Consider the following 19,665-nt stretch of genomic DNA (forward strand, 5'->3'; position numbering starts at 1 on the left):
CATCGCACGGTAGGGCGGGGGGCGGCAAAGGGAAAGCATCCTGCATAAGATTTCCGCTGTTGCGCGGAGGTTTTGGCACAATCACCCAAAAGGTCAGCCACCAGAGATTGACCGCAGTCATGGTCGCGCATAGCGTTGAATTTATGCACAGGCCGCTGGCGGCACAGAGAAAAGCGGCGCAATGAAGTTTCTGATCCAGACAATGAGCGGCAACCAACTGACCGCGCGCATCCTGCGCAGTACGTCTTGGGTGCTGGTCGGATATGGCGGAGCGCAGGCGATACGGCTGGCGTCAAACCTGATCTTGACCCGTATTCTGTTCCCAGAGGCATTTGGCTTGATGGCGTTGGTGACCGTCATCACAGTGGGCCTGATGATGTTCTCGGACGTGGGCATCGGTCCCAGCATCAGTCAGAGCAAGCGCGGCGATGATCCCGCCTTTTTAAACACTGCATGGACGATTCAGGCGATGCGGGGGGGCAGCCTATGGGTGATCACCCTATTGCTGGCTTGGCCCGTGGCGCAATTCTATGATCAGCCCGATCTGGCCATATATCTGCCGATCGCTGGTTTGGCATTGGTCATCACCGGGTTTCTGCCGACCCGCGTTGAGACCGCGCGTCGGCATCTGGTTCTTGGTCGCCTGACCATGCTTGATCTGCTCGCCCAGTTGATCGGGCTGAGCATGATGGTGGTTCTAGCCCTCGTCACGCATTCGGTGCTCGCCTTGGTGCTTGGCGGGATTTTCAGCGCGCTGGCCAAACTGATCCTGACCTGGCGATACCTGCCGGGTGAACGCAACCGGTTCCAGTTAGAGCGCGCTGCAGTCGATGAACAGCTTCATTTTGGCAAGTGGATATTCCTGAGCACCGCGTTCTCCTTCATCAGCGCACAAGGCGATAAGGTGATCTTGGGCAAGCTGCTGCCATTGGGGATTCTGGGCGTTTACAACATCGGATATTTCCTTGCCAGTTTTCCGATCATGCTTGGCATGACGATGGCGCATCAGTTGATGATTCCGATCTTTCGGGATCGTCCTCCGGGGGCGTCGATCGCTAATCGCGCGAGCTTGCGCCGGATGCGGCTGGCAATGTCCGGCGGGCTGTTTGCGATGTTGGCTACGATGGCCTTTGCCGGTCCATGGTTGGTCGATCTGCTTTATGATGATCGCTATGGGCAGGCGGGTGCCATGATCGTGCTGATGGCCTGTGGGTTCCTTCCGCAGGTGATCGGGCTCAGCTATGATCGAGCGGCACTGGCTGCGGGGGATTCACGCGGTGCGTTTATCTTTTCCGGCACTCGGTCACTTGTGCAGATGTTCCTGCTCTATACCGGCTTTACCCACTATGGGCTGATTGGCGGGTTGGTCTCTTACGGGATCGCCATGGCGCTGGTTCATGCGGTACTGGTCGGGCTAGCGTTGCGCCACCGTGCGTGGGATCCTGTCCATGATCTGGGATTTGGCGCGCTGGCCTGTGCCATCACCATCGGAGCAGTCTGGGTGCACTTTGACGTGATCGCAGCGCTATCGGTGCTTGGGGGTTAAGGCACGCCGCAACCAACCCGATGACAGTTTACGACGGCGTACCGGTTTCATTTCAGGAATGGAAATGACAGGGCGCAGGCCGATGTCGCGTTCCATCTGTGCGGCAGAACGGATGACCGGGTGGCGCAAATCCAGCAGAAAAGCCAGGCCAATTCCCAAGAGCAGACTTGCGGCCGCGCCCAGAACAACGATCTGTTTGCGCGCCCTTGTGAATGGGTAATCGGGCAGCGGCGCGGGTTCCAGCACCGTCAGGCGTTCTGACTGGCGTTGGGTTTCGAGTTGGAAACCGACTTGGGCCTCTTTGCGCCGGGCGCTGACCTGTTGCAACTGGGCGCGTAGCTCGCCCAGCTGTCGATCATATTCAGCGAGTTGAAGGTCTAACTCTGGTGTGCCGACAAGGCTTTCGTTCAACGCCTCAAGTGTGCGTGCCAGCAGCGCACGTTCGGCCTCGAGGCCCTGCCTTTCGAGAAGGTCGGCCTCACGCTGGCGTTTCTCGATCCGGCTATTGGCAGGCGTGTCCAGACGGCGCTGTACTGCCAGCATACGCCGATCGATGTTCAGCATCGCTTCGGTCAGACTTTCGACTTCTCGTTGCGTCACTTCCAGATTACCCGGTGGTACTATGTCGTTCTCCGTGCGAAACTGGGTAATATCCGCCTCAAGCGTTGCAATTTCGGCTCTTACGGCCTGTTCCTGCAATTCAAAGAAGCCAAGTGTTTCGCGGGCCTGTTCCAGTCGTGTGCTGATGCTGAGAGCGATGGTGCGCAGTGAAAACTCATGCGCGATCTTCTGGGCACCCGCCGCTGTCGGCCAATTGGCGGTGATCCGCAGCAAAGAAACTGTGCCGTCATCGCTGTACCCCTCACGCGCGGCGGCGACGCCTTCCAGCTTGACCGCTTGGCGGATCAGCGCGACCTTTTCACTGTCGGACATGCCCTGAGCATCCGTGAAAAGGCCAAGCTTTTCGATCAGTTCCATCACGCCACCACGCGACATGACTTGTTGTTCGATCAGTTGTAGACGTCGGGCGGATGATCCGCCGATTGTCGTCGGTGCCAAATCGGCGGCAATGGTCGGACTCTGGACTTGCAGCACTTCAGACGATGTATAGAGGTGCGGTTTGGACAGCGCGTAGAAGAACCCGATGATGGAGCCGATCAAGAAGACGGCAAGTATCGTCACGATGCGGCGGCGCACCATGTCAATCGCGTCTGCAATCGAAAAAATCGATCCCATCTAGTCGCTCTCTGCCTCATCGCGCCTTTTGGCGGCTATTGTCCCGGCTAATCTCGGGTTGCTCGCCCTCAGGCCTCGCATATCATATAGGCAAAACTATGACGCACAGCCAGCTTTTGCAGCCTAGGCCGCCACTTTGCTGGCTGCAGTGCGGGTCCGGTTAAGGATCACGCCCAGCAGATTTGTCTTCCCCTGTAACCTGCGTTCGCATTCTTCGATTTGTGAACCGAGGGTTCTGCTGGCATCGGCCACGAGCAAGACGCCATCGACCTGAGGTAGAAACGCCTGAAGATCATCATACTCCAGCATCGGGGGCAGGTCGTAGAGAACGATATCCGGAAAAAGCGTGCCAATCATGTCATCCAGAACGGCGCCAGTGCGTTTGGAGTGCAGCATTTCCGACGGATTGACCGGACGCGCACGATTCAATCCGACGGTGAGTGTTTCAGAGCAGCGCAACAGATGATCACGCGCCGAGACTTGTCCCGCCAGATAGCGGTGCATATCACCGGGCCCTCGCAAACCCAGCGCCTTTGCGACGCCCGGATTGCGCTGATTCAGGTCCATGAGCACAGTGCGGAAATCGGGGATGCGGCTGATGCTGAGCGCCAGATTCACGGCTGTGAAGGTAGTCCCGCAACCAGATGTGGGCGCGGTGACTGCGATCCGGTTCCATACCTCGCTCTGGAGGGTTTGCAGCAGCTGCGTACGCAGGTCGTCGATCACCCGCAGGATGCGTCGATCGCCACCGGCGAGCGCCATTTGCGCATTGAGTGCCGAAGACGCACCATGGCCGAACGGCACCTGTTCAAGCGTTTCCCAACTGCCGCTATCATATTGCGAAATCTGGGCCGCCCGCTGTGCGGCGGGCAAGTTCAGTTCATCGTCTTCAAAATCATACTGATCAGCCAGACCGAGGGATGGGTCGCGTGTGCCCCATTTCGCCGGCATATACTGTCCGTTGACCCTGCGCGTCAGTTCCAGATCGAAGGGCAGATTGCGCAGATCTTCTGCTTCTGCGCGGACAGTACCACGCGTACCGCTGGCATCACGAGTGTGTTCGTGTGCCGACTGTGGCGTCTTGGATTGCGAGCGGCGTGTGCCGCGTGCGTCTTTATTTCTTTCCACAATTGCACCTTACAAAAATGTGCCAGATACCCAGTCCGGCAAGGCGCCCCCAAAAATCTCAGTATCCGGTTCGTTTCACCACGGCGCCTACCGTCAAAAGCAGGACCTTGAGATCCTGAACCAATGACAGGCAGCGATCATACTCTGCATCCAGCCGGACACGCAACTTGAACAGGCTTTCGTTGCGTTCGGACACCTGCCACAAACCGGTGATGCCGGGACGTAATGCGAAATAGTGATGCGCGTCACCATAGATTGACAACTGATCCACCATCATCGGGCGTGGGCCGACAAGGCTCATGTCGCCTTTCAGCACGTTCCAAAGCTGCGGCAACTCATCAAGAGATGTTTTGCGTAGGAATGCGCCAAAACGAGTTATACGCGGATCATTCTTCAGCTTCTGCGTTGCATCCCATTCGCGGCGCAAATCATCATTTTCGGCCAGCACTTGCTCTAACCGGGCGTCGGCATCGCGCACCATCGTGCGGAGCTTGAGGATTCGGAACACTGATCCACCCGCGCCTAGCCGTTCTTGGCGGTAGAACGGTGAACCGCCTTCAATCCAAAGAAGCAAAGCACTGATCGCGATCAGGAAAAGCGCGACGGGCGCAGTGACAAGTACGAAAGCAAGATCAAAGATCCGCTTGCCTGTCGTTCGATAAAACCTGCTCGAGGGCAGGGGCGGGGCAACAGGCGCCGACAGATTCAGTGGCCGCAATGCGTCAACGACCTCTGCGGGCGACGGACGCACGACATAGCTCAAAAGCGCCGCATGCGGAAAACCAGCCTGAGGCCGCCCGCCGCCCAAACCGTGCGGCTGGCGCATATGCAAATTCGTCTCGGTCATAGGCACTCCTACTCGTCCAAACCCCAAGTCACACCACTCAACAGCCTCTGCCCGGCGCCGCGATTACTGCGGCTTCCCGTGTTTCAAACCCGGCGCGGTTTGGCGGAAAATTTCCACCAGGACCGCATAAAGCGCCGGGATCAAGTTCGGTTTTGGACAGCTCAGAGACGAAAAATTGCCTCTAATTTGACAAAAACCAACCTACCAGTTCTCAACGATTTTTTAATGAATTCTGTAGAAACACATTGTTTCTTAAATCACTGTGATAGCCGGCTAACAACCTGAAAAAATTACATCTTTAGCGTGTATTTTGATGTGTCAAATGACAACGACCGGCCCCAAAATCGCCGACTGTTTCCGTTTGGGAAACGAGGCGTTAGGGATGATTGATAAATGTAAAAAATAGCGGCGGTTTTGCAACGCCGATTGTTTGCCCCATTTTGGGCCGAATTCACCAGAATCATAGCTGCATCCCCTGCTTCGAGCAGAGTTTGCCTCGGATCGATCGCCCATATGCAGGGGAATTATTCATGATTCCCGTCAGAATTGTGGCGGCTGATTCTATTTCCCAAGGCGGATATGGCTTCAATTGTGGCGCAGCTGACACCTCATCTTTGGTGGGCAGCCCTACATATCTACTAAATTTTTAGTTTGACTTTTCGCTCCCGAAACCATGACACTCATCGCATCGGGGGAGACCGATCAAAACAATCTAAGGGAGGAGACAAGATGCGTAAGTATCTGCTCTCCGCAGTTGCGGCCACTGCCGTGATTGCGGGGTCACATGCCGCGACGGCCGACGAGGCTGCGGCGCAACGCTGGATCGACAAGGAATTCCAGCCATCCACGCTCGGTAAGGATCAACAGCTGTCTGAAATGCAGTGGTTCATCAATGCGGCTCAGCCTTATGCCGGCATGGAAATCAACGTGCTGTCCGAGGGCATTCCAACCCATTCCTATGAATCGGATGTGTTGACCAAAGCCTTTGAGGAAATCACCGGGATCAAGGTCAATCATCAGATCCTTGGCGAAGGCGAGGTTGTTCAAGCGGTTCAGACCCAGATGCAAACCGGTCGGAATCTTTATGATGGATATGTCAACGACTCTGATCTCATCGGTACTCATTCGCGCCTGCAACTGGCGTATAATCTGACACAGCAGATGAACGGCGATTGGGCGGCGACTACGTCTCCAACGCTGGATCTGGATGATTTCATGGGCAGTCAGTTCACCACAGGTCCTGACGGCAATCTCTATCAACTTCCCGATCAACAATTTGCGAACCTCTATTGGTTCCGCAAGGACTGGTTTGATCGCGAAGACCTACAGGCGGCTTTCAAAGAAAAATATGGCTATGAGCTAGGCGTTCCAGTGAACTGGTCAGCCTATGAGGACATTGCCGAATTCTTTTCGAACGACGTCAAGGAAGTGGACGGCACGCGCATCTACGGCCACATGGACTATGGCAAGCGCGCCCCGGATCTGGGTTGGCGAATGACAGACGCATGGCTGTCGATGGCCGGTGCCGGCTCCAAGGGCGAGCCAAACGGCATTCCCATCGACGAATGGGGCATCCGCATGGAAGCGGGCACCTGTAACCCGGTCGGTGCTTCGGTGACACGCGGCGGGGCGGCCAACGGTCCGGCGGCGGTCTATGCGATCCGCAAGTGGGATGAATGGTTGCGGAACTATGCCCCTCCGGGCGCAGCGAGCTATGATTTCTACCAGTCTCTGCCTGCACTGGCGACAGGCAACGTGGCCCAGCAAATATTCTGGTACACGGCGTTCACTGCCGACATGGTCGCACCACAATCCGCTGGCAACAACACCGTGGATGGCGATGGCAACCCACTGTGGCGGATGGCGCCCAGCCCGCACGGTCCCTATTGGGAAGAGGGTCAGAAAGTCGGTTATCAGGACGTGGGTAGTTGGACCTTCCTCAAATCCACACCGTCTGACCGCGCGCAGGCTGCATGGCTCTATGCGCAGTTTGTGACCTCCAAGACCGTGGATGTGAAGAAATCCCATGTCGGTCTGACGTTCATTCGGGATAGTTCGGTCAATCACGAAAGCTTTAGTGAGCGTGCGCCGAAACTGGGCGGTCTGGTGGAATTCTATCGCTCGCCGGATCGCGTGGCTTGGTCGCCCACAGGCATCAACGTGCCGGATTACCCCAAGCTTGCGCAGATCTGGTGGCAGCAGATCGGTGACGTGAACTCGGGCGCCTTTACGCCTCAGGAAGCGATGGACCGACTTGCCGGCGAGATGGACATTACCATGTCACGCATGCAGGCCGCGGACGAGGCCGCGAACGTTTATGGCGGTTGTGGTCCACGTCTGAATGAAGAAAAGGACGCGGAGTGGTGGTTCGCCAATGGCGGTGCCAAGCCCAAGCTGGAGAATGAAAAGCCGCAGGGCGAGACCGTCAACTACGACGATCTGGTTGCCCGCTGGGCCGCTCAGTAATCCTTAACGCCAAAGCTGGGCCGGGACGCCAATCGCGCCCCGGCCTGTGCGCCCGAAACCGACAAGGGTTCATATGACACTCGAACTACACGGCATCACCAAGCACGTCGCGGGGCAGGTGCATATCAAACCAACGACACTGACCCTGCGCACGGGTCACTTCAATGTATTGCTGGGCCAAACCGGCGCAGGCAAGACATCTCTGATCAAGATGATGGCCGGGCTGGATCCGATTGCTGCCGGGCAGGTGATCATGGATGGAGAGGACGTCACGCGTCTGAGCACGCAAAAGCGTAACATCAGCCTCGTGCACCAATTTTTCGTCAATTACCCGCATATGACGGTGTTCGACAATATCGCCTCACCGCTGAAAGTTGCCGGTATGGCGAAATCCGAGATTCAGGGACGGGTAGAAGAAGCGGCTGACATCCTGCAATTGCGCCCGATGTTGCACCGCCGGCCACATGAACTATCTGGCGGGCAGCAACAGCGCACGGCCCTGGCGCGTGCCATTGCGAAGGAAAGCCGGGCGGTTTTTCTGGATGAACCGTTGGCCAACCTCGATTACAAACTGCGCGAAGAGTTGCGCGAGCAACTGCCAGAGCTTTTCGCGGGACGCGGTGCCGTGGTGGTTTATGCCACGTCAGAACCGGAAGAGGCGCTGTTGCTGGGTGGCGAAACCGGACTGATGGAGGATGGGAGCGTCGTCCAATTCGGCCCAACGGCGGATATCTACCGCGCGCCTGCGACGCTCAGCGCCGCGCGGGTGTTTTCCGATCCCCCGATCAACGTGGCCGAGGTTACCAAAACCGGCAACGAGATGCAGATGGGGGACGCTGTCCGTTGGTCCGTTCCAACCGCGCAGGCGGGGCTGGCCGATGGCACCTATGCTCTGGCCGTTCGGCCGCATCACGTAACGCCGCGCCCCAGCGCAACCGGAACGGTCCGCCTTAACGGTGAAGTGCTGGTAACAGAACTCAGCGGCTCGGAATCGAGCGCACATTTCCGATTGAATGATACCGCATGGGTATCGCTGTCTCGCGGGGTCCACCCGTTCGAGATCGGGCAGCAACACCCCTTCTATCTAGACCCGGCAGGATGTTTCTACTTTGGTCCCGATGGCACACTTGTCGCGCAAGGAGGGTCTGTCTGATGGCTAAAATCACGCTTAGGCGCCTGCGACACAGTTACGACCCATCCCCGAAGGGGCCAGAGGATTTTGCGCTGAAGCAGATTGACCTCGACTGGTCCGATGGTGGCGCTTATGCGCTGCTCGGCCCTTCAGGTTGTGGTAAATCCACCTTGCTTAACATCATATCCGGACTGTTGGTGCCGACCGAAGGTCAAGTGCTGTTTGACGGGCAGGATGTTACCGGATTGCCGCCAGACAAACGGAACATAGCACAAGTGTTCCAGTTTCCGGTGATCTACGACACCATGACTGTCTACGATAACCTTGCTTTTCCATTGCGCAATCGCGGAGTCGATGAGAGCCGCGTCGCGGCTCGGGTGGCCGAGATTGCACAGATGCTGGATGTGACCGACCTGCTTGGCGTACGTGCTGCGGGCCTTAGCCCTGACAACAAGCAAAAGATATCAATGGGCCGGGGATTGGTGCGCGATGACGTCAATGTGGTGATGTTTGACGAGCCGCTGACCGTCATTGACCCACATCTGAAATGGAAGCTGCGCAGCAAGCTGAAAGAGTTGCATGCACGGGTGCGTGCCACCATGATTTACGTGACACACGACCAGACCGAAGCTCTGACATTCGCTGATCAGGTTGTGGTAATGCAGGACGGCGAAATCGTACAGATCGGCACCCCGGTAGAACTGTTCGAGCGTCCCGCACACACATTCGTGGGTCATTTCATCGGCTCGCCCGGCATGAATATTCTACCCGCGACGCAAGAGGGCGAGCGCGTCATGCTCGATGGGCACGACATCGCGCTGGAGGGACCAATCACCTCCGGCTCCGGACAGCTGGAGATCGGCATTCGCCCCGAATTCATCGAATTGGCCGAAACTGGCTTGCCTGCGCGCGTCCGCCGTATGGCTGATGTGGGGCGGCATAATGTGGTCGAGGCGATGATCGGGGATATCCCTGTGAAACTGGTGACAGAGGGCCCGGTGCCCGCACAGGGCAGTGCCGTGCATTTGGCGTTCCGCCCGGATCATACGCGCGCCTATCGCGATGGATGGTTAGCCACAGAAAGGGTAATGCCATGAGAACCCATAACCAAAAGGCGTGGTTTTTCGTTCTGCCGGTCCTGCTGCTGGTGGCGTTCAACGCGCTGGTCCCGATGATGACAGTGGTCAACTATTCGGTGCAGGAAACCTTTGGTAACAATATCTTTTTCTGGGAAGGGTTGCGCTGGTTTCAGGAGTTGCTGAACTCCGATCGTTTCCACGCGGCGCTTGGGCGGCAGTTTCTCTTTACCGGGATTATCCTGATGATCGAAATCCCGCTGGGGATCATCATCGCGCTGTCCATGCCGCGAAAGGGGATGTGGGTACCGGTCTGTCTGGTTCTCATGGCACTGCCGATGTTGATCCCGTGGAACGTGGTCGGTGCGATGTGGAACATATTCACCCTGCCTAAGATCGGCATGCTGGGCTACTTTATGAACGACGTGTTGGGCGTGCCCTATGACATGACGCAAAACCCGGCAGCGGCATGGATCACGATCATCGTGATGGATGTCTGGCACTGGACGTCGCTGGTGGTGCTGCTCTGCTATGCGGGACTGGTCAGTATTCCGGATGCCTATTATCAGGCGGCCAAGATAGATGGCGCGTCAAACTGGGCGGTGTTCCGGCACATCCAACTACCCAAGATGAAGCAAGTGCTGACCATCGCTATCCTGCTGCGTTTCATGGACAGCTTCAACATCTACACCGAACCGTTCGTCTTGACCGGGGGCGGACCGGGCAATTCGACCACGTTGCTCAGCATTGATCTGGTCAAGATCGCGCTGGGGCAGTTCGACCTTGGCCCCGCAGCGGCGATGAGCCTGATCTACTTTGCGATCACCCTGTTGGTGTCATGGTTGTTCTACACGCTGATGACGAAGGATGACGAGCAATGAAAAAACGTAGTTTGATTCCCATCCTTTATATCGCGTTTCTAATGCTGCCAATCTACTGGCTGGTGTCGATGTCGTTCAAGACGACGAACGAGATCCTTTCAGGATTTTCGCTCTTTCCGCGCACGTTCACGTTAGAGAATTATCGTGTGATATTCACCGATCCCAGTTGGTACTGGGGTTACATTAACTCTATCATTTATGTCTCTTTGAACACGGTAATTTCAATCTGCGTGGCTCTGCCTGCGGCCTATGCGTTTTCGCGCTACCGCTTTTTGGGCGACAAACAGCTCTTCTTCTGGCTCTTGACCAATCGGATGGCTCCGGCGGCTGTTTTTGCGCTGCCGTTTTTCCAACTCTATTCGGCGGTCGGGCTGTTCGATACCCATTTGGCCGTGGCGCTGGCGCATTGCCTTTTCAATATTCCGCTTGCCGTGTGGATTCTCGAAGGGTTCATGCGCGGCATTCCCAAGGAACTGGATGAAACCGCCTATGTTGACGGTTACAGCTTTCCGCGCTTCTTCGTCACCATCTTTTTGCCGTCGATCAAGGCGGGCGTGGGCGTCGCGGCGTTCTTTTGCTTCATGTTTTCATGGGTTGAGCTGCTGCTCGCTAAAACCCTGACAGCGGTCGCTGCGAAACCGATCGCCGCAACCATGACCAAAACGGCGAGTAGCGCCGGGTATGAACTGGGGTTGTTGGCTGCGGCTGGAACATTGACCATCGTGCCGGGGGCGATCGTGATTTACTTTGTGCGCAACTACATCGCGAAGGGCTTTGCCCTGGGGAGGGTATGATGAAAGGATTGGCAATTCTGTTCCTGCTTATGTTCCCCGCTGCGGCCCAGGCCCAGAACAGTTGGGGGACTGTCGGGCAAGAACCGGATAAACCATTTTCATGGACTGCGCCGCTATGGCCAAGCTTCTGGATGGCATGGACGCCGGTTACTCTGCTGTTGTTTATCGGGATATTCTCCGCAATGGGTATCATTACCGTGCTGGAAATCAGACGCCCCGGAGGAGACGAACGCAAGGGTGCGCTGGGTCTGACCACCACACGGGGCGATCGGCTGTTCATTACGCTTTTGGGGACGGTTTATATTTTCCTAGCTTGGCTGGGGCTGGTCGGGATGCCACTCTGGGCTCCGCTTGGGATCAGCATTGCGTGGGGGATTTTCTGCTTTTGGAAGGTCTAACTTGGGTCGCTTGGCAGAGCGCCGCTTTTGTTGTCTACTAACCAGAGACGAGCAGATAAAAGTGTATAAATTGAACTGGGTAATGAATGCGGCAACGGAAGAAACACGATTTCCTTACTGATGTTGAACTCGAACTGATGTCTCATCTTTGGGATCTGGGGCGAGGCTCCGTTCGCGATGTTTTGGGATGCCTCGTTCCGGAACGCAAGCTGGCCTACACTTCTGCGGCCACAATCCTGCGGATCATGGAGCAAAAAGGGTTTGTTCGCAGCGACATGCAGGGCAAATCACTGATCTATGTACCTTTACTGGCCAAGGATACCTATCAGGCCAAAACCCTGCGCGATCTGTCGGACAAGCTGTTCGATGGCACACCGGCCACGCTGGTGGCACGGCTGGTCGATGATACCGGCATGTCGGAGCAGGCTCTCGAAGAGATACGGGCACTTCTGGACAGGAGACTGCGCGATGATCCGGCTGAATGATGCGTTTGATATCTATATCGATGCCAATATTGTCTTGGTGCTCACGGCGGCTGTCTGGATACTGACACGAGCGGCGTTACGCGCAACGCCACTGCGTGCGGCTTTCGCGCTGCAATTGCGGCTTGCTTATACATTGCTAGCAGCCATGGCGTTGGTGCCGCTGTCTGTTTTTGCGCTTGAACTGGCGCGCAACGGCGGTTTGCTGGACAAGAGCGCGGTGTTGAATTTATCCGATATCGCTGTTGCGCAATTTCTGGATGGCAGAATTGCCATGTCTCCGGTGGCATTCGAGGATATGCTGAATTGGCGCGCCAGATTTACACAAGCCATCGTCACACCGACCGGAGCGATCGGGTTGGTTATCGCGGTGTCACTGATGCTGGGCAGCGCGTTGGCGTTGGTGTGTAGCCTGCGCAGCCTGATTCGGGTGCACGGGCTGATTGGACGCAGCTATCTGTGGCGGCGGATCGGATCTGTTGATTTGCGATTGACTGACGAAATTCATGTGCCCTTTTCCACACGGGGCGTGCAGCGTCACTATGTTGTCCTGCCATCGGCGATGCTGGCGAGAGAGGGTGATTTGCGCATCGCGGTCGCGCACGAGTTACAACATGCACGCCAAGGGGATCTGGGATGGGCTCTCGCCATTGAGGGGTTGCGAGCGCTATTTTTCTGGAACCCCGCCTATCATTTCTGGCGCCGGGAGGTCGAACGCCTGCGCGAGCTTGCCTGTGACCAACAGGTACTGGCGCGCCGCCACTTCAGCGTCAAAGCGTATTGCGATTGTCTGATCCGTGCGTGTCGCAATAGTTTGCGCGACGACCGACGCCGCCAGATCGGCGTACCAGTGGTCAGCCTTGTTCCACTGCGTGCGGCGCGCGCCGGATGCCGCGCCTCTGTTGTGCTTCGCGGTCGGATTTTGTCGATGCTGCACGCGCGGCCTCTGGCGCGAATTGGGCGAGGGACGAATGCTGCAATCATCGGAATGGTGGTTGCGTCGCTGCTGATGCTGTCAGCCGCGACGCAACGCTCCGGTGACTGGAGCCACGATCGTCTGATGTTATCCACCATCGTCAATCTAGAGCGTTTGGCACAGCACAACGCGCCAGCACGTCTGGTCTGGTAGGCTGGTATCTGGGCCACGGGTCCTGCGCAGTCTGCATTCGGCGCTATACATTCCGCGCCACGCGGTTTAGGTGCCGCTGTCTTACGGTGCCGCATTGGCGACCCCATCCCCGAAAGAGACGGAACTGACGTGAAACAAGCTATTGCCGATGCCCTGCACGCCCGTGGATACACCACGCTCACACCCGTTCAACAGGCTGTTAGTCTGCCTGAACACGCTGGGGCCGACCTGCTGGTTTCTGCGCAAACCGGGTCGGGCAAGACGGTGGCATTTGGTATCGCCATCGCGCCGTCCATTCTGGGCGAGGCCGACAAGTTTGAGGCCGCCGGCGCGCCGCTGGCGCTGGTCATTGCACCCACGCGCGAATTGGCGATGCAGGTCAAACGCGAACTAGGTTGGCTATTCGCCGGGGCAGGGGCTGTGCTGGCCTCTTGTGTGGGTGGTATGGATATGCGCGATGAACGTCGCGCGTTGGCGCGCGGTGCGCATATCGTGGTGGCGACACCGGGCCGCTTGAGAGACCATCTGATGCGCGGGTCCATCGACTTGGGTGCAGTCCAAGCCGTTGTGTTGGACGAGGCCGATGAGATGCTTGACCTTGGGTTCCGAGAAGATCTGGAATTCATCCTCGGGCAGTCACCAGAGGATCGGCAGACGCTGCTTTTCTCTGCCACGGTGCCCAAAGCGATCGCGACGTTGGCGCAAAATTATCAGCGAGGCGCGATACGGGTCGCGACCCGCGCCGAAGAGTCTCAACATGCCGATATCGACTATCGTGCCATGTCTGTCGCTCCGCAGGATGCGGAAAACGCCATCATCAACGTATTGCGTTATTTCGAGGCCCCCAATGCCATCGTGTTCTGCAACACCCGCGCCATGGTCGGACGGATGACCACACGGTTGTCCAATCGCGGGTTTTCGGTCGTGGCGCTGTCGGGCGAGTTGAGCCAATCAGAGCGTAGCCACGCGCTTCAGGCGATGCGCGACGGGCGCGCGCGGGTTTGTGTTGCCACCGATGTGGCCGCACGCGGTATCGACCTGCCCAATCTCGATCTGGTGGTGCATGCCGAACTTCCCAGCAGCCACGAGACGTTGCTGCATCGTTCTGGTCGGACAGGGCGCGCCGGACGCAAAGGGGTCAGCGCGCTGATCGTACCCCCTAAGTCGCGCAAAAAGGCTGAGCGCATCCTGCAAGGGGCCAAGGTTCGCGCCACATGGACACCTGCACCGGGCGCAGATGAGGTCATGGCGCAGGATGAAACGCGCATGCTGGCCGATCCGGCGTGGCATGAAGCGGTCGCACCGGAAGAACAGGCCGCAGTGGACAAACTGACGGGGCATTTCACTGCGACGCAGTTGGCGGCAGCCTATCTGCGGCTGCGCGCTGAACGCCATTCAGCACCAGAGGATCTGTCCGATCCGGGGGCCAAGCCTGAGCCGCGCGCCCCGTTTGGTCCGTCGGTCTGGTTTTCGATCACCGGCGGTCGTGCTGCGGGTGCCGAACCGCGCCGGTTGTTGCCAGTGTTGTGCAATGCCGGGGGGATCACCCGCGATGACATCGGCGCGATCCGGGTTCGGGACGAAATGTCATATGTGGAAATTCGCAAACCCAGCGCCGCCAGTTTCATCGCTAGTATCGGTCCCGGCGGCACTGTCGAAGGGGGAGCAACTGTTACCCAAATGGATCGCGCGCCCGATTTCGTTAAATCCGGTGGCCCGGCGCGTCCTGCCAAACCAGCGCGCGCACCGAAATATGCAAAACCGGCAGGTGCGTCGAAACATGCCAAGCCCAAAACCAAGTCTGAAACCGCGATGGAAGACGGTGCATTGGTGTCAAAGCGCAGTCCAACAGCCAAGCGCGGCAAGCCAGACCATGCCAAGGGTCCGCCGCCACCCAAAGGCAAACCAAGCAGCAAGAAGAACCGTGTGCGCGCAGCGGCGGCAAAGAACGCTGGTAAACCCGGTGCTCGCGGCAAGGGTGGCCCGAAACGCGGCGCGTCCTAGCGGTGCCCGATCCCTGTCAGGTAGTGATCGTAAAATGCCTGCACCCCCCATTCCATCTGTGACAGAGGGCCGGGGACAAAGCGGTGGGCGTTTACACCCTCCTGATTGATGCGAATGATCCGCTCGTCATCCAGCGATGTGACATGCCACAGCCAAGTCAGCGCCGCGCGATCATAGTCGCGACCCTCTTGGGCATCGCCGCGGACATACCAGACGATCTGGATATCGGTTTGTTGCAGGGCACGCGGGACAAAGCGGTAGCCAACCACATGATCGGAATAGATCAGAAAATTGTTTAGAATTCCGATCTGCAGATCGGTCGTGCCGCCATCATACCCGGTCAACGTGCCCAGCAACGGGGCCAAAGGCGTGCCAGTCTGGCTGCCGGTCTGGTAGCCGGGATATAACGGGTAGCGCCGATAGTAAAAGTTCATACCATGATCGCCGGTGTTTGGCAGGCTGACGACCTGATCCGGCAGCCCGGCGGCGCGGCCCTTGTCGCGCATTGGGTCGAGCAGGTCGGGCGTCATCGACGCTGGATCCTTTAGGCTATGACTGCGCGAGTAGTCCTTGTGTGACGGCGCGCAATGATAGCATTCCATATAATTTTCCACAGCCAGCTTCCAGTTGGCAGGCACCGGATAGGATGCGCTATGGGCAATCCGCAGATTGTCCAATCCGAAGGGGGCAGCCAGTGGGCGCAGACGCTCCAATCCGGTGTCGATCTCGGGGGCGACCTCAGCCGGGCAGACGAATATCATGCCCTCGAACACGCGCAGATGCGCCTTGAACAGTCCGTATTGGGATGGATCAAAGTCCGGTCCCATCTCACGCCCGCCGCGCAGCTGACCGTTCAGGTCATAACTCCACGCATGGTAGGGGCAGACGAACAGACGCGTGTTTCCATGGGCCTCGGTGCAGACGCGTGACCCGCGATGGCGGCAAATGTTGAGATAGGCGCAAACATCGCCAGCACGGTTACGGGTAATGATCAGCGATTCCTGCGCGTAATCGAACAGAAAGTAGTCGCCGGGCTCGGGGATCTGGCAGACATGTCCGACCCAGATCCAACTGTGGTTCCAATAGGCTGCAATATCATGCTCGTAGATGTCCGGGCGTGTGTAAAAGGGGCGCGGCAGGGCAAAGCCGCTCTGACAGCTGCCGATAAGATCCCGTAGATCAGCGGGTGGTGCGGTGGTCATGGGCGCAATCCTTGAGGCGGGGCAGGTTTCTCATCTGACCAGAGAAACGCCTCTGATGGCAAGGGCACGGGCGTATACACAGACCCGGAAAGACCCGGGAACTGGTAACTTTTCGCGCCGAATCTTAGCGGATCCTGCCGGTGGTGCCCCTTTAGCCGACCATCATTTCCTTGGTTGCGGTCAGCTTAACGTCCGGATAATCGCGCTCAATCCGGTCGATATCCCATTGCAGCCGGGTCAGGTAGACAACGTCACCGTCATTATCATGGGCGATGTGCTGCTTGTTGGCCTCGATGAACTTATCGAGTGCGCGTTTCTCTCCCTGCGCCCACCGGGCCGAAGTGAACTGGCTGGCCTCGAACCGCACAGGCAGGCCGTATTCCAACTCGATCCGACTGGCCAGAACCTCGAATTGAAGGGCACCCACAACGCCGACGATAAACCCGGAACCGAAGGCCGGCTTGAACACTTTCGCTGCACCCTCTTCGGCGAACTGCATCAGGGCTTTCTCCAGATGCTTGGCTTTCATCGGATCGCCCGCGCGGGCCTGTTGCAATAGCTCAGGCGCAAAACTGGGGATGCCGGTCACGCGGATCGCCTCACCTTCGGTCAGCGTGTCACCGATGCGCAACTGGCCGTGGTTCGGAATCCCGATGATGTCACCCGCCCACGCCTCTTCGGCCAATTCGCGGTCAGAAGCGAGAAACAATACCGGATTGGCAATCGCCATCGGCTTTTTCGTGCGCACATGGGTCAGCTTCATACCGCGTTTGAAATGGCCCGATGCCAGACGAAGGAATGCCACGCGGTCTCGGTGTTTAGGGTCCATGTTGGCCTGCACTTTGAACACGAAGCCGGCAACCTTGTTTTCATCAGGGGCGATCTGCCGGGGTTGGGCCGATTGCACCTGTGGTTCTGGCCCATAGGTGCCGATCCCGTCCATCAGCTCTTTGACGCCGAACGAATTGATCGCCGAGCCGAACCAAATCGGGGTCATATGCCCCTCCAGCACGGCCTGAGGGTCGAGCGCGGGTAGTAGCTCTCGCGCCATTTCGACCTCTTCACGCAAGGTGGCGACCAGTTCAGCAGGCAGATGCTGTTCTAACGCCGGATCGCCGAGCCCTTTGATCTCAATGCTTTCAGCGACCTTGTTACGGTCAGCACGGTCCATCAGTTCCAGCCGGTCATTCAGCATGTCATAGCAACCGACAAAATCGCGACCTACGCCGATGGGCCAACTTGCAGGTGTTACATCAATTGCCAGATTTTCCTGAATCTCGTCAATGATCTCAAATGTCTCGCGGCTCTCGCGGTCCATCTTGTTACAAAAGGTCAGGATCGGCAGATCGCGCAGGCGACATACTTCAAAGAGTTTCTGCGTCTGACTCTCGACCCCTTTGGCGCCGTCGATCACCATCACGGCAGCGTCCACGGCTGTTAGGGTACGATAAGTATCTTCGGAGAAATCCGAGTGGCCGGGCGTATCCACCAGATTGAACCGGAAGTTCTTGAAATCAAAAGACATGGCCGAGGCGGACACCGAAATGCCCCGGTCCTTCTCCATCTGCATAAAGTCACTGCGCGTGCGCCGTGCCTCGCCTTTGGCGCGGACCTGACCGGCCATCTGGATGGCCCCACCAAAAAGCAGGAATTTCTCCGTCAGCGTCGTCTTGCCTGCATCCGGATGAGAGATGATCGCAAACGTGCGGCGCCGCGCAATTTCGGGCGGCAGATCGGGGCGGTTGGGGGCGGTGTCCAGCATATCCCCGCTATAGAGCGCAGCCGAGACGCGTGCAATACGCCAACGGGTGCAGCCGGAACTATGCTAGGTCCGCGCGCGTTGCCTCTATAGCATAGAAGGAGGATACTCATGTCACAGGACAAGAAAGCCCCGCCAAGAGACGCCAAAAAACCACCAAAAGCAGTTTCAATGACCGATGCAGAACCGGCCAATCCCGTTGCCGAGCGCAAACCGGGTGAACAGGCCAAAACGAACAACTCGGTCGAAGCCAAAGATGCATTTGGCGCGCCACGCCCTGATACGGAATGGACCCGAGAGGCGATGGAATCACAGATGCTGACACCCGGTTTCAACGGATCAGACGATCAGGTGAAGAAAGAGCGCGCAAAAGACCTGAAGGAATGACGCCTTAGCGCGTTGAGGCGCGTCTTAGCAGGGCTGCGGCATCGGGATGATCTAGCAACGCTTTGCTGACTTCGAAATCTAGATGGATGCGTTCGGCATGTCCGGTCAGGGATTGCGCCAGTTTCTCGCTTAGTTCCGGCGGCAATGCCGGTCGCGTGCGCGTATCGACCAACAGCGTTTCTGCTGCGATGCCTTCCGCGTAGATGATCTGGTGCGTATCAAAGAGCAGTTGAAAGTAATCCATGAACCCACCATCTGCCTGAACGATGGTATCTCCGTTTACCAAGTATCGCGCGCGCACCAGTAGTTCGTGCCGTCCGGCCCCCAACGCGTCAGAGCGCTGGTAGATGAACAGCCGGTGATCTGGGCTGACATACAGATCATTTGTGTTGTGCAATGCACCTGCTCGGATACAGATGGGGGCAAAAGCCCCAACCGCGCGCACGGTCGAGCTGCCAACCCAGCGAACCTTTTGCGGTCCATCGTCACGGGTGAGGACCGTGTCGCCAACTTTCAATTCTTCGATTGGTTTCTGTGCGCCGGATGCCAGAGTGATATGGGTGCCGCGCGAAAAGGAAACACAGGCCACTTCGGCAAATTTAGCTGCGGCGCCTTCGGTATCGATCCCAACCAGCGTATAATCCGTGCGTGGAGTCATAGGTGCCAGTGGCAGGGCGAAAACTGCATCCACATCGCCGATATGATCCACTTCGACGAGAATCAATATCTCTGTTGTGGCGCCTGATGCGCTCATCATTGTGAGACAGCAATCTAGGTGCAGCAGATTTCCCGGTCGGCCCAGTCGCGTGCCCTTGGCGACTGTCAAAACGCCAGCGTTGTCGGTGCTGAACGACAGTCGTTCCAGCGCACCACCCAAGTGCAATTCATAAGTGTCGTCGAGGTCTAGTTCCGCTGCAAAAGATAGCGGATCGCCGAGGTTCGCGCCATTCACCACGCTGATGGCTTCGGCGGGATAGACCGGGATGGATTGGACAATGGCTTGGGTCATTATTCAGGAACTCGTTTTTCGTCTTTTGGTCCGGGTGGGTCTGCCTTAACCTTAAGCTAGTGCCAAATTGTGGCAAAGACAGGTCGAACTACAGCGGATTTCAGGACATTCTGACCCGCCGGCGCGTTGGCGTCACGGGGAAATTCCGACCGTTTGACCATGGTCAGGTTTCGTCGCGGATATAGATGG

General features: G+C 57.5%; 17 protein-coding genes. 11 read left to right on the plus strand and 6 right to left on the minus strand.

All coding sequences use genetic code 11. From position 1 onward, the window contains the following. Positions 1–181: 181 nt before the first annotated feature. On the plus strand, positions 182–1,546 hold the full coding sequence (locus N7U68_RS02235; RefSeq protein WP_263048099.1) for an oligosaccharide flippase family protein: 1,365 nt from the start codon (positions 182–184) through the stop codon (positions 1,544–1,546). On the opposite strand, the gene N7U68_RS02240 is transcribed toward N7U68_RS02235, so the two are convergent. The 3 genes from N7U68_RS02240 to N7U68_RS02250 form a co-directional block, all read right to left on the minus strand. Then, the gene (locus N7U68_RS02240) at positions 1,526–2,782 is read right to left on the minus strand and encodes a GumC family protein (RefSeq protein ID WP_165192360.1); all 1,257 of its coding nucleotides are present in this window, start codon (positions 2,780–2,782) and stop codon (positions 1,526–1,528) included. The genes N7U68_RS02235 and N7U68_RS02240 overlap by 21 nt on opposite strands. A gap of 123 nt (positions 2,783–2,905) precedes the next feature. Next, positions 2,906–3,910, minus strand: a complete 1,005-nt coding sequence (locus N7U68_RS02245) for a CpsD/CapB family tyrosine-protein kinase (RefSeq protein ID WP_165192359.1) — start codon at positions 3,908–3,910, stop codon at positions 2,906–2,908. 58 nt (positions 3,911–3,968) lie between these two features. Next, on the minus strand, positions 3,969–4,757 hold the full coding sequence (locus N7U68_RS02250) for a sugar transferase (RefSeq protein WP_263048100.1): 789 nt from the start codon (positions 4,755–4,757) through the stop codon (positions 3,969–3,971). A 729-nt stretch (positions 4,758–5,486) separates the two neighbouring features. On the opposite strand from N7U68_RS02250, the gene N7U68_RS02255 reads away from it, so the two are divergent. From N7U68_RS02255 to N7U68_RS02295, 9 genes are all read left to right on the plus strand, one after another. Further along, positions 5,487–7,223, plus strand: coding sequence for an ABC transporter substrate-binding protein (locus tag N7U68_RS02255; protein ID WP_263048101.1), 1,737 nt, complete (start codon positions 5,487–5,489; stop codon positions 7,221–7,223). 73 nt (positions 7,224–7,296) lie between these two features. Continuing rightward, positions 7,297–8,376 carry an ABC transporter ATP-binding protein gene (locus N7U68_RS02260; protein WP_263048102.1) on the plus strand — a complete coding sequence of 360 codons (1,080 nt, stop codon included), beginning with the start codon at positions 7,297–7,299 and terminating at the stop codon, positions 8,374–8,376. Next, positions 8,376–9,452, plus strand: a complete 1,077-nt coding sequence (locus N7U68_RS02265) for an ABC transporter ATP-binding protein (RefSeq protein ID WP_263048103.1) — start codon at positions 8,376–8,378, stop codon at positions 9,450–9,452. The genes N7U68_RS02260 and N7U68_RS02265 overlap by 1 nt, the downstream gene beginning before the upstream one ends. After that, positions 9,449–10,312 carry a carbohydrate ABC transporter permease gene (locus N7U68_RS02270; protein ID WP_165192355.1) on the plus strand — a complete coding sequence of 288 codons (864 nt, stop codon included), beginning with the start codon at positions 9,449–9,451 and terminating at the stop codon, positions 10,310–10,312. Before N7U68_RS02265 ends, N7U68_RS02270 begins: the two co-directional genes overlap by 4 nt. Further along, positions 10,309–11,106: a carbohydrate ABC transporter permease gene (locus N7U68_RS02275; protein WP_165192354.1), complete on the plus strand. Its 798-nt coding sequence runs from the start codon at positions 10,309–10,311 to the stop codon at positions 11,104–11,106. Before N7U68_RS02270 ends, N7U68_RS02275 begins: the two co-directional genes overlap by 4 nt. Positions 11,107–11,237: 131 nt before the next feature. After that, the gene (locus tag N7U68_RS02280) at positions 11,238–11,504 is read left to right on the plus strand and encodes a DUF2160 domain-containing protein (protein ID WP_308446181.1); all 267 of its coding nucleotides are present in this window, start codon (positions 11,238–11,240) and stop codon (positions 11,502–11,504) included. 86 nt (positions 11,505–11,590) lie between these two features. Next, positions 11,591–11,989 carry a BlaI/MecI/CopY family transcriptional regulator gene (locus tag N7U68_RS02285; protein ID WP_263048105.1) on the plus strand — a complete coding sequence of 133 codons (399 nt, stop codon included), beginning with the start codon at positions 11,591–11,593 and terminating at the stop codon, positions 11,987–11,989. Continuing rightward, positions 11,973–13,115: a M56 family metallopeptidase gene (locus tag N7U68_RS02290; protein ID WP_263048106.1), complete on the plus strand. Its 1,143-nt coding sequence runs from the start codon at positions 11,973–11,975 to the stop codon at positions 13,113–13,115. The genes N7U68_RS02285 and N7U68_RS02290 overlap by 17 nt, the downstream gene beginning before the upstream one ends. A gap of 129 nt (positions 13,116–13,244) precedes the next feature. Next, a complete protein-coding gene (locus N7U68_RS02295; protein WP_263048107.1) occupies positions 13,245–15,119 on the plus strand; it encodes a DEAD/DEAH box helicase in 1,875 nt (624 codons plus the stop codon). Here the strand turns inward: N7U68_RS02295 and N7U68_RS02300 are convergent. Together N7U68_RS02300 and N7U68_RS02305 are read right to left on the minus strand one after the other, a co-directional pair. Further along, positions 15,116–16,321: an aromatic ring-hydroxylating oxygenase subunit alpha gene (locus N7U68_RS02300; protein WP_263048108.1), complete on the minus strand. Its 1,206-nt coding sequence runs from the start codon at positions 16,319–16,321 to the stop codon at positions 15,116–15,118. The genes N7U68_RS02295 and N7U68_RS02300 overlap by 4 nt on opposite strands. A gap of 151 nt (positions 16,322–16,472) precedes the next feature. Continuing rightward, the gene (locus N7U68_RS02305) at positions 16,473–18,083 is read right to left on the minus strand and encodes a peptide chain release factor 3 (RefSeq protein ID WP_165192348.1); all 1,611 of its coding nucleotides are present in this window, start codon (positions 18,081–18,083) and stop codon (positions 16,473–16,475) included. 168 nt (positions 18,084–18,251) lie between these two features. On the opposite strand from N7U68_RS02305, the gene N7U68_RS02310 reads away from it, so the two are divergent. Continuing rightward, the gene (locus tag N7U68_RS02310) at positions 18,252–18,467 is read left to right on the plus strand and encodes a hypothetical protein (RefSeq protein ID WP_263048109.1); all 216 of its coding nucleotides are present in this window, start codon (positions 18,252–18,254) and stop codon (positions 18,465–18,467) included. A 4-nt stretch (positions 18,468–18,471) separates the two neighbouring features. Here the strand turns inward: N7U68_RS02310 and N7U68_RS02315 are convergent, their stop codons facing one another. Beyond that, positions 18,472–19,476 carry a Hint domain-containing protein gene (locus N7U68_RS02315; RefSeq protein WP_263048110.1) on the minus strand — a complete coding sequence of 335 codons (1,005 nt, stop codon included), beginning with the start codon at positions 19,474–19,476 and terminating at the stop codon, positions 18,472–18,474. Positions 19,477–19,665: the final 189 nt, after the last annotated feature.

The sequence above is a fragment of the Roseovarius pelagicus genome (assembly GCF_025639885.1).
Lineage (GTDB): Bacteria > Pseudomonadota > Alphaproteobacteria > Rhodobacterales > Rhodobacteraceae > Roseovarius > Roseovarius pelagicus.

Excerpts from the sequence above, each read along its gene's own strand:
- N7U68_RS02270 (WP_165192355.1), top strand. The coding sequence starts at position 9,449 with ATGAGAACCCATAACCAAAAGGCGTGGTTTTTCGTTCTGCCGGTCCTG.
- N7U68_RS02315 (WP_263048110.1), bottom strand. The coding sequence starts at position 19,476 with ATGACCCAAGCCATTGTCCAATCCATCCCGGTCTATCCCGCCGAAGCC.
- N7U68_RS02290 (WP_263048106.1), top strand. The coding sequence starts at position 11,973 with ATGATCCGGCTGAATGATGCGTTTGATATCTATATCGATGCCAATATT.
- N7U68_RS02265 (WP_263048103.1), top strand. The coding sequence starts at position 8,376 with ATGGCTAAAATCACGCTTAGGCGCCTGCGACACAGTTACGACCCATCC.
- N7U68_RS02280 (WP_308446181.1), top strand. The coding sequence starts at position 11,238 with ATGGCATGGACGCCGGTTACTCTGCTGTTGTTTATCGGGATATTCTCC.
- N7U68_RS02305 (WP_165192348.1), bottom strand. The coding sequence starts at position 18,083 with ATGCTGGACACCGCCCCCAACCGCCCCGATCTGCCGCCCGAAATTGCG.
- N7U68_RS02300 (WP_263048108.1), bottom strand. The coding sequence starts at position 16,321 with ATGACCACCGCACCACCCGCTGATCTACGGGATCTTATCGGCAGCTGT.
- N7U68_RS02240 (WP_165192360.1), bottom strand. The coding sequence starts at position 2,782 with ATGGGATCGATTTTTTCGATTGCAGACGCGATTGACATGGTGCGCCGC.
- N7U68_RS02275 (WP_165192354.1), top strand. The coding sequence starts at position 10,309 with ATGAAAAAACGTAGTTTGATTCCCATCCTTTATATCGCGTTTCTAATG.
- N7U68_RS02260 (WP_263048102.1), top strand. The coding sequence starts at position 7,297 with ATGACACTCGAACTACACGGCATCACCAAGCACGTCGCGGGGCAGGTG.
- N7U68_RS02255 (WP_263048101.1), top strand. The coding sequence starts at position 5,487 with ATGCGTAAGTATCTGCTCTCCGCAGTTGCGGCCACTGCCGTGATTGCG.
- N7U68_RS02310 (WP_263048109.1), top strand. The coding sequence starts at position 18,252 with ATGACCGATGCAGAACCGGCCAATCCCGTTGCCGAGCGCAAACCGGGT.
- N7U68_RS02250 (WP_263048100.1), bottom strand. The coding sequence starts at position 4,757 with ATGACCGAGACGAATTTGCATATGCGCCAGCCGCACGGTTTGGGCGGC.
- N7U68_RS02285 (WP_263048105.1), top strand. The coding sequence starts at position 11,591 with ATGCGGCAACGGAAGAAACACGATTTCCTTACTGATGTTGAACTCGAA.
- N7U68_RS02235 (WP_263048099.1), top strand. The coding sequence starts at position 182 with ATGAAGTTTCTGATCCAGACAATGAGCGGCAACCAACTGACCGCGCGC.